This is a genomic window from Pontibacter indicus, assembly GCF_900156345.1.
Classification (GTDB): Bacteria; Bacteroidota; Bacteroidia; order Cytophagales; family Hymenobacteraceae; genus Pontibacter; species Pontibacter indicus.
This window is the reverse complement of record NZ_FTPP01000002.1, coordinates 331,559-344,748: the sequence shown is the minus strand read 5'-3', so window position 1 is coordinate 344,748 and position 13,190 is coordinate 331,559. Positions and strand designations below refer to the sequence as shown.

The 13,190-nt window shown below is 52.1% G+C and carries 14 protein-coding genes; 7 read left to right on the top strand and 7 right to left on the bottom strand.

From position 1 onward, the window contains the following. Window position 1: 1 nt before the first annotated feature. The 3 genes from B0B12_RS20675 to B0B12_RS10080 form a co-directional block, all read right to left on the bottom strand. Window positions 2–1,768 carry a pseudouridine synthase gene (locus B0B12_RS20675; RefSeq protein WP_076668491.1) on the bottom strand — a complete coding sequence of 589 codons (1,767 nt, stop codon included), beginning with the start codon at window positions 1,766–1,768 and terminating at the stop codon, window positions 2–4. Between the two features lie 89 nt (window positions 1,769–1,857). Continuing rightward, window positions 1,858–2,418 (bottom strand): SMC-Scp complex subunit ScpB, encoded by a 561-nt coding sequence (gene scpB, locus B0B12_RS10085; RefSeq protein WP_076668488.1) that lies wholly within the window; start codon window positions 2,416–2,418, stop codon window positions 1,858–1,860. A gap of 12 nt (window positions 2,419–2,430) precedes the next feature. Next, complete coding sequence (locus B0B12_RS10080; protein ID WP_076668486.1) at window positions 2,431–2,820, bottom strand: TraR/DksA family transcriptional regulator; 390 nt, start codon at window positions 2,818–2,820, stop codon at window positions 2,431–2,433. Between the two features lie 346 nt (window positions 2,821–3,166). On the opposite strand from B0B12_RS10080, the gene B0B12_RS10075 reads away from it, so the two are divergent. Continuing rightward, the gene (locus tag B0B12_RS10075) at window positions 3,167–3,763 is read left to right on the top strand and encodes a DUF3575 domain-containing protein (RefSeq protein ID WP_076670221.1); all 597 of its coding nucleotides are present in this window, start codon (window positions 3,167–3,169) and stop codon (window positions 3,761–3,763) included. Between the two features lie 112 nt (window positions 3,764–3,875). Here B0B12_RS10075 and ribH read toward each other — a convergent pair whose 3' ends face one another. The 3 genes from ribH to pdhA form a co-directional block, all read right to left on the bottom strand. Next, window positions 3,876–4,352: a 6,7-dimethyl-8-ribityllumazine synthase gene (gene ribH, locus B0B12_RS10070; RefSeq protein WP_076668483.1), complete on the bottom strand. Its 477-nt coding sequence runs from the start codon at window positions 4,350–4,352 to the stop codon at window positions 3,876–3,878. 173 nt (window positions 4,353–4,525) lie between these two features. Next, entirely contained in the window at window positions 4,526–5,245 is a 720-nt protein-coding gene (locus B0B12_RS10065) for a tetratricopeptide repeat protein (RefSeq protein ID WP_076668480.1), read from the bottom strand. A 119-nt stretch (window positions 5,246–5,364) separates the two neighbouring features. Further along, window positions 5,365–6,411, bottom strand: a complete 1,047-nt coding sequence (pdhA, locus tag B0B12_RS10060; protein ID WP_076668477.1) for a pyruvate dehydrogenase (acetyl-transferring) E1 component subunit alpha — start codon at window positions 6,409–6,411, stop codon at window positions 5,365–5,367. A gap of 131 nt (window positions 6,412–6,542) precedes the next feature. Here pdhA and recF point away from each other — a divergent pair, with 131 nt between their 5' ends. The 6 genes from recF to B0B12_RS10030 all read left to right on the top strand — a co-directional run bounded on the left by recF (window position 6,543) and on the right by B0B12_RS10030 (window position 11,928). Beyond that, window positions 6,543–7,649 carry a DNA replication/repair protein RecF gene (gene recF / locus B0B12_RS10055; protein WP_076668474.1) on the top strand — a complete coding sequence of 369 codons (1,107 nt, stop codon included), beginning with the start codon at window positions 6,543–6,545 and terminating at the stop codon, window positions 7,647–7,649. A 363-nt stretch (window positions 7,650–8,012) separates the two neighbouring features. After that, the gene (locus B0B12_RS10050; RefSeq protein WP_076668471.1) at window positions 8,013–8,555 is read left to right on the top strand and encodes a sigma-70 family RNA polymerase sigma factor; all 543 of its coding nucleotides are present in this window, start codon (window positions 8,013–8,015) and stop codon (window positions 8,553–8,555) included. 172 nt (window positions 8,556–8,727) lie between these two features. After that, window positions 8,728–9,090 carry a DciA family protein gene (locus B0B12_RS10045; protein ID WP_244554671.1) on the top strand — a complete coding sequence of 121 codons (363 nt, stop codon included), beginning with the start codon at window positions 8,728–8,730 and terminating at the stop codon, window positions 9,088–9,090. Window positions 9,091–9,115: 25 nt separating this feature from the next. Continuing rightward, window positions 9,116–9,772, top strand: coding sequence for a hypothetical protein (locus B0B12_RS10040; RefSeq protein WP_139337791.1), 657 nt, complete (start codon window positions 9,116–9,118; stop codon window positions 9,770–9,772). A 56-nt stretch (window positions 9,773–9,828) separates the two neighbouring features. Beyond that, window positions 9,829–10,386, top strand: a complete 558-nt coding sequence (locus B0B12_RS10035; RefSeq protein ID WP_076670214.1) for an acyl-CoA thioesterase — start codon at window positions 9,829–9,831, stop codon at window positions 10,384–10,386. Between the two features lie 162 nt (window positions 10,387–10,548). Next, window positions 10,549–11,928 (top strand): M28 family metallopeptidase, encoded by a 1,380-nt coding sequence (locus B0B12_RS10030; protein ID WP_076668466.1) that lies wholly within the window; start codon window positions 10,549–10,551, stop codon window positions 11,926–11,928. Between the two features lie 77 nt (window positions 11,929–12,005). Here the strand turns inward: B0B12_RS10030 and B0B12_RS10025 are convergent, their stop codons facing one another. Further along, window positions 12,006–12,737, bottom strand: coding sequence for a head GIN domain-containing protein (locus B0B12_RS10025; protein WP_076668464.1), 732 nt, complete (start codon window positions 12,735–12,737; stop codon window positions 12,006–12,008). Window positions 12,738–13,190 lie beyond the last annotated feature (453 nt).

Genomic DNA, 13,190 nt, shown 5'->3' with positions numbered 1-13,190 from the left:
CTTACATAAAGTATTTCAGACGGATCACTTCTTTTTCGGAGAGGTAGCGCCACTCGCCGCGCGGCAGGTCTTTTTTGGTCAGGCCAGCGTACTGCACGCGGTCCAGTGTTACCACCTCGTAGCCCAGGTGCTCGAAAATACGGCGCACGATACGGTTGCGGCCGATGTGGATCTCCAGACCCAGGAACTTCTTCGAGTCTCCCAGCATGGCCACGTCGTCTACCATCGCTTTGCCGTCTTCCAGCTCCACACCTTCCACTACTTTCTGGAAGTCCTCTTTTGTGATCTGCTTGTCCAGTTCTACCTGGTAGATCTTCTTGATCTCGTTTGACGGATGCGTCAGTTTCTGAGCCAGCTCGCCGTCGTTGGTGAACAGCAGCAGACCGGTCGTGTTGCGGTCCAGGCGGCCCACCGGGAAGATGCGCTCCTTCGAGGCTTTCTCCACCAGGCTCATCACCGTCTTGCGACCTTCCGGATCTTCTGTCGTCGTGATAAAGTCTTTTGGCTTGTTCAGCAGCACGTATACCATCTTTTCGCGGCTCAGCACCTTCTTTCCGTATATTACGGTGTCAGAAGGCTGTACCTTGAAGCCCATCTCGGTTACCACTTCGCCGTTCACTTTGATCTCGCCTGACAGGATCAGCTCATCTGCTTCGCGGCGCGAGCACACACCTGCATTGGCGATGTAGCGGTTCAGGCGGATGCTGCCGTCCTCGTCTTCGCCCTTGCGGTTAGTCTTTTTAATGCGCGGGTTGTCTTTGTAGCGGCTCAGGTTGTAAGTTGGCGTCTCCGGATCTCTTTCCGAATCATCGCTGCGGTCGAAGCTACGGCCACGGCGCTCTTCGCCACCTTTGCTGAACTTGTCTTTGCCGTCGAAGGATCTGCGCTCGCCGCCTTCGCGACGGTCGCCAAAGCTGCGGCGTTCGCCACCTTCTCTGCGATCACCTCCGAAAGAACGTCTCTCACTGCGGTCACCACCTTCACGGCGATCTCCGAAGTTGCGACGTTCTTCTCTTTCACCGCCTTCTCTGCGGTCACCGTACGGCTTGCGGTCGCGGTCTCCTCCAAAAGAACGGCCTTCGCCGCGCTCTCTTCTGTCGCCGTATGGCTTGCGCTCGCCATCTTCGCGGCGGTCACCGTATGGTCTGCGTTCTCTGTCTTCGCCAAATGAACGACGTTCGCCACTTTCGCGACGATCGCTGCCAAATGAGCGGCGCTCGCCTCTCTCCTCGCGGTTTTCACCGAATGAACGACGCTCACCTCGCTCTTCTCTGTTATCGCGTCCAAAAGACTTTCTTTCGCCGCGCTCTGCGTCAAAGCGGCGCTCTCCACGTTCATCACCTTCGCGATGGTCGCCATAAGGCTTGCGCTCACGATCTCCTCCGAATGAGCGGCGTTCGCCACCCTCTCTGCGATCTCCAAATGATTTACGCTCTCGGTCTCCACCGAAAGAGCGGCCTTGGCCGCCTTCTCTACGATCACCGTATGGCTTTCTTTCTCCGCCTTCACGGCGCTCTCTGTCGCCTCCAAAACTGCGACGCTCGCCACCTTCGCGGCGATCGCCGTATGGTTTACGCTCTCCGCGGTCTTCTCTTCTATTGTTTCCGAATGAGCGGCGCTCTTCGCCCTCTCTGTCTTCGTATTTGTCTCTTCTGTTAAAGATTTTCTTTTCGCCGCGGTCGTTGTACGGCCTGCCTGACCCGTTTCTGTCAGACGATCTTCTGCCCTCACCGTCGTTGCGGGATGGTCTTTCGTTTTCTCTTGCCATTGTATAATAATTATCGATGCAGTATCGCTACTGTACCTGTGTGTGCAGTATATGTAAGATAGTATACTCTAATGAATGATGGGGGTTCGCTAGTCGGCTATTTCGCCGATCATGTTTTCCTCTGAGGCGAAATCCTTTAGCTGTGGAAGGTCCTTGATGTGGTTAATACCGAAGTAGTCCATGAACTTTTGAGACGTGCCGTACAGGACGGGTCTCCCTATGGTATCGGCTTTACCCTTGATCTCGATAAGCTCTTTCTCTAATAGTTTGTGTATAGCGTAGTCGCAGCCCACGCCACGAATCTGCTCCACGGCCGAGCGGGTGATCGGCTGCTTGTAGGCAATAATTGCCAGCGTCTCCAGAGAAGACGCTGACAATTTCTTTTTTGACTTGTGCTTCAGGTAGGTGCTCACCGTTTCCTGGTACTCCGGTTTGGTCAGGAATTGGTAGCCGCCCCCGATCGCGTATATCTGAAAGGCAAAACCAGCATCGTTTAGTTGCTCATTGATGTTCTCAACAGCTTCCAATACGTCGCCCACCTGCACCTCCATCTGCAGCGACTCTGCTAGGCAGCGCTGTATTTCTTCGATGCTGATTGGCGATTGGGCACAAAAAACCAGTGCCTGAATATGGTTCTGCAGTATATTCAAAGTAAAAATGTGCTAGTCGTTACGCTGAAGCTTGGCTTCGATGGTATGCTGTGTATGCGGCACGGCACGCAGTCTCTCTTTCGGGATCAACTTGCCTGTAACAATACAAACGCCATAAGTACCGTTTTTAATACGTATCAGGGCATTTTCCAGCTGCTGGATGAACTTCATCTGACGCGAGGCCAGCTGGTTCAGGCTTTCCTTTTCGGCTGTGTCTGCACCGTCTTCCAGTACTTTGGTCGGAGATGCCGTGTTATCGGTACCCGAATCGTTCTTACGGCTCAGGGTCTCCTTTATGAAAGATACCTCCTTACGCGCATTTGTCAGCTTCTCCTGAATGATCGCTTCAAACTCTGCCAATTCCTCACGGGAATACCGCTGTTTCTCTTCGTTTGTGTTCATTATACTATCTTAGAACTAGGTTATAGTTTTTTGTCTTACTTGTCAAAAAAACCGCCCCTCCGTCGTGTTTGTGTTTGTGCCTACTCAACAGAAAAGGTTGCGATTTAGTTTACTCTTCAAACTTAAGCCCAAAAATCGAACCGCACTGATGTTCAGGTTATTATTTAAGCTAAATTTCGTGCAAAAATAGAAGTTATATCTATATTTTGCTACCCGCCCTCTCTATTTTAATTTTAAATTTGTCTTCCCGCTCTTTTATTCGGGTAGCCGCAATACTGGAATGGAACTTGCTGATAGCCTGAAACAGGCTCAGGCTTTAGTCAATTTGGAATACGCACAACTTTATATGAAAAACAGCATCCTACTCGCTTTTGCCGCTGCGGCACTTCTTTTTATACCTGCCGAGCAAGCTCAGGCCCAGGCACAACAGCCCAAAAGGGCCGTTATCAAGGTAAATCCCATTAGTGCCTTCGCCGCCACGGGCTCCGGCTTTCTGGAGTATGCCATTACTGACAACCTGAGTGCGCAGCTGGGCGCCTCCATAACGGGCATCTCTGTTTCGGATGTCAAGTTCAGAGGGTATGGCTTTACGCCGGAGGTGCGCTACTACTTTTCTGAAAACAAAGTAGCCCCCTCAGGGCCGTACGTGGCCGGCTATGGCCGCATCAGGAGTTTTAAACTGACAGCCGAGAAAAAGGACGAAGAAGGCCGCACCTACAGCGCCACCTACAAACCAGCAGGAGCTGGCGTGGCCATCGGCAACCAGTGGGTGTTCAACAGCGGCTTTACCTTCGACATGTTTTTGGGTGCCGGCTACAACGGTGGCAACCTAAAGGTGAATGTAGGGACAGAAGAAGACTTTGATGCAGGCATCATCGGTGACATGCTTGTAGGAGGCGGCTTCTCTCTTCGGCCAGGTATAGCGATCGGCTTTAACTTCTAGCCCAGGTTATAGTTTCTAGACCGACTATACCTGCGTTTCACACTATAAACTCAAAAGGCCCTTGCTACAAGTTAGCAAGGGCCTTTTGTTATTCCTGTATACCTGCCCCAGCTTAGAAGCTAAGCATGTGGATGGCCGCTGCGGCTGCCTCTACACCTTTATTGCCATGCTTGCCACCGGCTCTGTCCAGTGCCTGCTCCAAGTTGTTGGTGGTCACCAGGCCAAACGAAACGGGTTTGTTAAACTTAAGCGATACATTCGTCAGGCCGTTTGCCACTGCATGATTGATGTAATCGTCGTGCTTGGTGTCGCCTTTGATTACCACGCCGATACAGATCACGGCGTCGATCTCTTCTTGCATGGCCAGGAACTGTGCGCCCAGTGTTAGCTCGAAGCTGCCCGGCACTGTGTTACGGAAGATGTGCTCCTTTTGTGCCCCGTGTTTCAACAGAGTGTCAATGGCACCTGCACAAAGCACATCCGTGATTTCGCTGTGCCAGTCGGCTACTACAATGCCGAATTTCTTTTCTGATATATCGCCGAAGCCTTCTTTCTTGTAATCGTTCAGGTTTTTAAGAGAAGTAGCCATGTGATTGAATTGTTGATTGCTAAATTGTTGATGGTTGTTTTTGCAGGTATAGGTATAGCGTCAGACCCCGCACAGGTATAGCTGCTGTGTTATATCCTCACCGGCCTAAAAAAAGAAGCGCTTCTGCCGGAAAGACAAAAGCGCTCTATACATAGGCATTTGCCTATAGAATCTTATTTGGCAGCTGTGCCGGCCAGTGACTCAGCAAGCGCCTTGTATTTTTTGGCATCAGTAACTTCAGCTGACGTTGCATAATCTTTGATGATCTTGTCGTACGTGTTGGCAGCAGCTTTGAAGTCGTTGGCGGCTTCGTACGCTACGGCAGCCTTCATCAGGTACTGTGGCGAGAAGTATGCGTTGCTGTTGTGGTTAGCGGCTTTGTTATACAGGTCTGCGGCTTCCTTGTGCTTGCCCTGCTCAGAGAGGGCATCGCCCGTCAGGCTGTAGGCACGCGCCTGCATCAGGTAGTCGTCCGATTTGAAGTCTTCCAGATGAGACTGCGCCTCAGCAAAGCTTCCCTGCTTCAGTAAAGCAACACCAGCATAGAAATTAGCCAGGTTGCCGGCATCTGTTCCGCTATACTCATCTGCAATGCTCAGCAAACCGTCGTACTGTCCGTCGCCGTTCAGGGCTTTGTTCAGCGAGTCGGCCTCGAAGTAGTACACAGCCTGGAACATGGCTTCGTGTGCTTCCTGGTTCTGAGTCGTGCGGTGGTTATAATAAAGGAAACCTCCAACGATAAGAGCGGCAATGGCGGCAAACACACCGAGCAGCATGGTTCTATTTTTCTTCACGAAGTCCTCCGAACCTGTTGTCAGGCGCTCTGCCAACGCATCCGGATTCTCTACCAGCTCCTCAAATTCGCTGTGCTTCTTTACTGTCTCTTTTGCCATTAGTTTAATTGAAAAAATAGGGATTCAAAAATAGAAATTAAAAGCGATTTGTTCCAAATCTCAAAGACCAGAACATCAAATTTATGTTTTTTAATTCCTAATCTTCAAATTTTTAGCATTTAGTCCATGATGTATGGATAGTTCGGCTCCACGTAAATGTCGGTGTAGAGCTCAGAAGGATCCGGATAAGGGGACTCCTCTGCAAATTTCACCGACTCGGCCACGATCTGCTTCTGCTTCTCGTCGATCTCGTCAAGTTCCTCTTCTGTCGCCCATCCGTTCTGCAGAATGGTCGCCTTCACAGCCTCTATCGAGTCACGGCCTTTGTAGTCTTCCAATTCCTCCTTGGTTCTATACTTGGCAGGGTCAGACATAGAGTGCCCTTTGTAGCGGTATGTTCTGAACTCGAGCAGGGTTGGTCCTTCTCCGGCGCGGGCACGCTCAGCGGCTCTTGACACCGCGTTGTGCACATTCTCCACGCTCATGGCTTCAACCGGCTCCGACGGCATGTCGAACGCCAAGCCCAGCTTGTAAAGCTCTGTCACGTTAGAAGTACGCGTTACGGAAGTACCCATCGCGTAGCCGTTGTTCTCGATCACGAAGATCACCGGAAGCTTCCAGGTCATGGCCATGTTCAGGGCCTCGTGGAAGGCACCCTGACGCACCGCACCGTCGCCCATGTAGCAAATACACAGGTTGCCGGTCTTGTTATACTTCTCGGCAAAGGCTATACCTGCGCCCAGTGGCACCTGACCGCCCACAATGCCGTGTCCGCCCATGAAGTTCACTTCTTTGTCGAACATGTGCATCGAACCGCCTTTGCCTTTAGAGCAGCCGGTCACCTTGGCAAACATCTCGGCCATGATCGCGTTCGGGCTGGTACCCAACGCCAGCGGGTGCGCGTGGTCACGGTAAGCGGTAATCCACTTATCGTCTTTGGTGAGCGCTGAAACAGCACCGGCCACGCAAGCCTCCTGACCAATGTAGAGGTGGCAGAAGCCTTTAATTTTCTGCTGGCCATACAGCTGACCAGACTTTTCTTCAAAACGGCGCATGAGTTTCATCGACTCATACCACTGCATGTAAGTCTCTTTTGAAAATGATGGTTCAGCCTGTACCTTTGCCTTCTGCGACTTTGCTTTTGCCTTTTCTTTCGTATCAGCCATGGGTATTAAAGTATCGTTATTGATGTTCGTACAGTATTTTAGCAGGATTCTGGCCCCAAGAGGCGAAAAATCAGCCCACTGCCTGGTTTTAGCTTGCGAAATTAAGGAAAAAAGTAATCAAGAAGAAACTAATGCTCCTCGAAAATCTAAGTCTGCTGTTTTTCAAGAACTACGACGATGCAAACATTAGTTTCTCGCCGCACATAAACTGCTTCATCGGCGACAACGGCAGCGGCAAGACCAACCTGCTCGACGCCATCCATTACCTGTCCATGACGCGTAGCGCCTTCAACAGCTCGGATGCCCTCAACATCAAGCAGGGCGGGGAGTATTTTATGGTGAAAGGCCGCTTTAAGATTGACGACGAGAAGCACACGGTGACCTGCAGCCTGAAGCAGGGCCAGAAGAAAACCGTGCTGCACAACAAGGTGGCCTATGAGAAGATGAGCGACCACATCGGCCGTTTTCCGGTAGTGCTCATCTCGCCTTATGATACCGACCTGATCCGGGAGGGCAGCGAGGAGCGTCGCAAGTATTTTGATAGCCTTATCTCGCAGCTCAACCATACCTACCTGGAGCAGCTTATCCAGTACAACTACATCCTGAAGCAGCGCAACTCCCTGCTCAAGCAGTTTGCCGAGCGCCGCTACTTCGACCGCGACTTTCTGCATATCCTCAACGAGCAGTTGGTGCCGCTGGGCGAGCAGCTGGCGCAGGAGCGTATGGCTTTCCTGGAGACCTTTGTGCCGGTGTTCCAGAAGCACTACCGCCACATCTCCGACAGCCACGAAGCCGTGACGCTCACCTACAAAAGTCAGCTACCCGGGGCTAATTTTGCCCAGCTGCTGGAGCAGGCCGAGCAAAAGGACCGCGCCCTGCAGCGCACCACTGTGGGCACGCACAAAGACGATTTCGTGTTCCTGATGGATGACAATCCGGTAAAGCACTTTGGCTCGCAGGGGCAACAGAAGAGCTATGTGATCGCCCTGAAACTGGCGCACTTCGAGGTGATGTCCGAACGCCAGCACCACAAGCCCCTCCTCCTCCTCGACGACATCTTCGACCGCCTCGACGAGAAGCGCATCACCAAGCTCATGCAAATGGTTGCCGCCCATACCTTCGGCCAAATATTTTTGACAGATACCCATTTGGAGCGGACAGACAAGATTCTGGAGAACCTGTCGGAGCAGATCCGCAGGTTTGAGGTGAAAGAGGGAACGGTGAAGGTGATTGGGTGATTGTTGAGAGCTCACTCAACTTTATACCTCGGATTGATGTTAGCAGGTAGAAAGACATTTGATTGAGCCACAGAATAAATTATACCTCCGAAATGTGAATCCTTTTGGAGCTTCGGCAGTCTACAGCACAGATAAACTTAAAACTCAATCTTATGAAGACGATCATGCTGCTCAACGAAGAGACCGAAAATAAACAAGGAGGCTGCGCCTTCCCCGACTGCGAATGCCCCAATTGCGATTGCGTAAACTGTGCCGATGGCCAGTGCACATGCGACCAATGCGAGTGTGAAAACTGCGTAAACTGTTGTTAGCAAGGTATAAGGTGAGGAGGGGGAATCTCTTCTCACTTTAAAATTACTCCAAATGCAAAAAGACACTTTACATATCTGGAATGGCCTGAGAGAGAACCTCTACCGCTTCATTCTGAAAAGAGTCAGAAACCAGGCGGAGGCGGAGGATATTCTGCAGGAGGTTTTCATCAAGATCCATCTCAACCTGCACCGCCTGAAAGATCATTCCCGCGTGCAGGCCTGGGCCTATCAGATCACCAGAAACCAAATTACAGACTTTTACAAGCAAGCTGGCCAATCGGTTGAGTTGCAGGACAAAACGCTCGAAAAACTTTCGGAGCCGGAGAGCAGGGACATGTACTGCTGCTTCGAGTCATTCATCCACGAGCTTCCCCAAAAGTACAGGAATGTGCTCGAGCTGATAAACCTGGAGGGCAGAAAGCAGCAGGAAGTAGCCAAACTGCTGGGGGTGTCGCTTGCCAACACCAAGTCGAGGGTGCACCGCGCGAAAGAAATGCTGAAAGAGAAATTTGTGGAATGCTGCCAATTTAAAGTAGACGCGCAGGGCAAGCTGAAGGGGGAGCAGAATTGCCAACGCTGTGGCTTCGAAAGCTAGCAGAAGCGCTGTGCTTTTAATCAGACGCTATTGCTGTACAACTTATAATCAGCGTGTAAGCTGTAACTCTGCGGCTTTATGATTACTTTTGCCTGTGCTTTGCGGGGAGGCGTTGGAAGCCTGCCGGAAAGCCACTGGACGTTTTTCAGAAGTTGCCCGGATGCATGCTGCTGTGAAAAATGATCCGCTCATTCAAAAATCAACCACCCCCGTGCGCTACTACAAGAAGAAAGAGGAGATCGCGAAGCGAAAGGCTGACGTGCAGACCATCGGCGACAGCATTAAAGGGCTGCTGAAGGCCTACCGGCTGCAGGGCAAGCTAAATGAGGTGGACCTGGTGCAGCGTTGGGAGGAGATCATGGGCAAGCCGATTGCGCTTAAAACCAAGGAACTGTACTTTAGAGACCAAAAGCTCTTTGTGCGCCTTACCTCCGCCCCACTCAAGCACGAGCTCAATATGAGTAAAAGCAAGGTGGTGGAATTGCTCAACCGCACCATGGGCGAGGAAGTGGTGAAAGAAGTCGTATTTTTGTAGGCGCTATACCTGCTGCTTCCCTTTTATGAGAAATCTTGCGTTTTTGATCCCATCGGTGCTTTTTCTGAGCATGAGCCTGGGTTGTGAGCAGAGCAAACGAGGCCTGACAGAAGCCAACGGCATCACGATCGAGTCGGCGGAGGAAACAACCTTAGACACTTCCATGGCGGCGGTCGCTTCCGAAACCGAACAAGCAGGCCAGCCAGAGGCCGACAGCACGATCACCGCATGCGAGGAGAAAGACGAGGACAACCCGGGCTCCGAAGACCCCATCATCGTCAGGACCTGTACTTACCAGCATTACCGATCGGTGGCGACCGGCATGCCTGATTACAAGGGCCGCTATACCTGGGAATATGCCCTGCACAAGCTCGAAAACGGCGACTTTTTGCCCATCAAGAACGAATCCCTGTTCAACAATAAACGCGACGACCTGCTCCGGCAGGTGAACGAACGCATCCGGACTGAGTACCTCCTCTTCTCAGACGACCCTGACTTTAGCGACTGTTTTGCGATGGTAGAGTCTATACCTGCGTTTGGCTTCGATGAGCTAAGCATTGGTTTTGAAGACGACCAGCTGGTGTTTCACGCCTCCCTCGGCCTACCTGAAGCTTGCCTTTCCATAGACGGTGCTTCTGTTTCGTTCAAGCTCTCCGAAGTAGGGCCTTATTTGCAGCAATAGCGTACCCCCTCCTTTACCGGCCTCGTATACCTTGCCATACCATACCTTGCATGCTGATGGCTATACCTGCTTTACGACCCGTTTCCTACTCCCGCACCACCCTTACCGAACTCATGATCCCGAGCTATGCCAACTTCGGCGGCAAAATACACGGCGGCATCCTGCTCTCGCTCATGGACAAAGTAGCCTATGCCTGCTCTGCCAAACATGCCGGCAACTACTGTGTGACCGTGACGGTGGATGGCGTGAATTTTCTGCAGCCCGTAGAGGTGGGAGAACTGGTGTCGCTGATGGCTTCGGTGAACTATGTGGGCAACACCTCGCTGATGGTTGGTATAAAGGTGATCGCCGAAAACGTGAAAACAGGCATCGTGAAGCACACCAACACCTCATACTTTACCATGGTGGCCAAAGGCGACGACGACAAGCCTACGCAGGTACCCGGCCTGATTTTGGAGAGCCGCGAGGATGCCCGCCGTTTTCTGGAAGCGCTGAAGCGGCGCGAACTGGCGCAGCGCTACCAGTCGGAGTTTACTGAGGCCAAGCACGGTATCGCGGTCGAGGCAGAGCTTTACAAGCTGGAGGGCGAGCGTTGTCAACTGGCTTATACCTGACCACATTGTTTGGGAGATTTACTTTCGAAGTATAATTTCTCCCATATACCTGCGCCTGTTTTTGCTTTGCTCCTTCCTTTCTTTCCGTTCTTTCCGGATGCTGCTTATATTTAGAATCTAAACCTAAACAACGAAGCACCCAACTCACCTCCTTTCACACAAATGACTTACAAAACGAAGTTCACCCGACTGCTGGCGCTTTGTATGCTGGCAGGGCTATACCTGAGCCAAACCGCGTTCGCACAGGCCCCGGCCACGCACGACGAAGAGATTAACAAAATGGTCAACGAAGTGTCGGCAGACAACCTGCGAACGCTCGTAGAGAAAATGGTTTCGTTTGAGACCCGCCACTCCCTGAGCACTACGACCAGCAAAAAAGTAGGTATAGGCGCCGCCCGCGAGTGGGTGAAAGCCGAATTTGAGAAATACGCCAAAGCCTCCAATGGCCGCATGACCGTGGACATGGACCGCTATACCGTGAAGGCCGACGGCCGCCGCATCCCGCAGGATGTGGAAATGGCCAACGTGGTGGCTACTCTCAAAGGCTCCGACCCAAGTGATGACCGCGTGATCATCGTGGCCGGCCACCTCGACTCCCGCGCCACCGACGTGATGGATGCTAAAAGCAAAGCCCCCGGCGCCAACGACGATGCCTCTGGTGTGGCGATCGTGATGGAGATGGCCCGCATCATGGCTTCGCGCCAGTTCCCAGCCACGCTGGTGTTTGTGGCCTTCCAGGGCGAAGAGCAGGGCTTGTACGGCTCCCGCCACATGGCCGAACGTGTGAAGAAAGAGGGCTGGAACCTGGTAGCCGTGCTCAACAACGACATTGTGGGCAACTCCTACTCTGCCGAAATGGGCATCCACGACAATACCCGCGTTAGGGTGTTCAGCGAAGCCACTCCTTCCAACGAAACCGAAGAGCAGGCAAGACTGCGCCGCACCCTGGGCTCGGAGAACGATGGCCCGAGCCGCAACCTGGCCCGCTATATGAAAATGACCGGTGAGGCCTATGTAGACCAGATCGAAGTGGTGCTCGGCTACCGCCCGGACCGCTTCCTGCGCGGCGGCGACCACACGCCCTTTAACCAGCAGGGCTATGCCGCGGTGCGCATGAGCGAGATGAATGAGGACTTCGACCACCAGCACCAGGATGTGCGCAAAGAGAACGGCAAGCAGTACGGCGACCTGACAGAGTTCATGGATTTTGAGTACCTGCGCAAGAACACCGCCGTGAACCTGGCCACCATGGCCAACCTGGGCCGCGCGCCGCATGCCCCGGAAAAAGTGGGGGTGCTCACCGCCAATCTCACCAACAAAACAGACCTGACCTGGACCGCTCCTTCCAAAGGCAAAAAACCGGCGGGCTACTATATCCTGATGCGCGAAACCAGCAGCCAGACCTGGGACAAGAAGTTTTTTGTGAAGGACACCAACGTAACGCTGCCATACTCGAAAGACAACTACTTCTTCGCTGTGCAGGCTACTGACGAGCTAGGCCACACCAGCCTGCCGGTACTGCCGGTTCCGGTACGCCAGTAGGTATACCTCACTAGAACAAAAGAAAAAGGGCAACCCAGTGGGCTGCCCTTTTTCTGCTTTATACGGGATGTATTCTCTTACATTTTAGAAATTTTGGCTGCTGCCGATACGCTGGAAGTAACACTTGGGTCGCCTTTGTAGGCCACTTTGGTAGCACCGGAGGCATTTACGTTCAGCTGGTTTTTGGCAAACACTTTCACATTGCTGGCGCCGCTGGCTTCCACGTGCACGTTTTTGGCCTCCAGCTCAACAGCGTCTACTTTAGAGGCTCCCGACATATCCATGCGCACTTCGTCGGCACGGCCGCTCAGCAGCACTTTGCTCGCTCCGCTCATGTTGGCGGTCAGCTTTTTGGTGTTCAGAGCCAGTGTTATGTTAGAGCCTCCGCTCAGGTCCATCTTAAAAGCATCCGACTTAAAAGTAGAGTTGCCTTTTACTTTCACACCTCCGCTTATATCAATTGCATTCAGTTCTTTGATGGAGACATAAGCCTTTAGTCCTTTGTTGGTGCTGATGTTGTCAGAGGTATAGATGTGGAGCACACCGTTCTTTACTTCCGTTTTGATGCTGCCCAGCAGGTTTTCCTGGGCCTCAATGCGCACGCCTTCGCTGCCGCTCTGAGTCAGTTCTACTGCAAAGCCGCCGCTCACATCGATCCCTTTGAAGCCGGACATTTTTCTGTTTTGGGACACTGGCTCTCCCTCGCCCTTCAGGTTACGACGCTCCTGCGCCAGGGTCGTCAGGCTGGTCAGCACGAAAAACGTTACAAGTAGGGCAACAACCGCTTTGTAGATGTTGATGATGTTCATAGTTTTATTTTGTTTGATGGTTTTGGTTAGGTGTGCGTTGGCTCAGCAGCAGGCTGTACCTCTCTGAAGCTTTTCACTGCCTAATAGATGCACGGATTTCGGAAAGGTTGCTTGGAGCTCAGAAAAAATTATACTTTTCTTGATTCTACCTCTATAGCAGATAGTTAGGTGTAGGTTACCACCCCGGAAATGTGGGAAGTGCAGGTATAGGAATGGAAGGAAGGGAACAGTGTAACTGTTGCCGCCAACCTAGGAGTTTAGAATTGGCTGAATTGCAAAACTGATTCGTTATTTATACTAATCCTGATAGAGGCCCTTACTGCTGCGAGTCTCCAAACCCGCCTATAACGGCACACGGGGATCTGGACATCGCCAGCAGTATTCTTCGGGATTAGGAAGTCCCGAAGAGCATTTGCAAGCGTTTAGCGCATTCATAACTTGATGGGCTGGGCA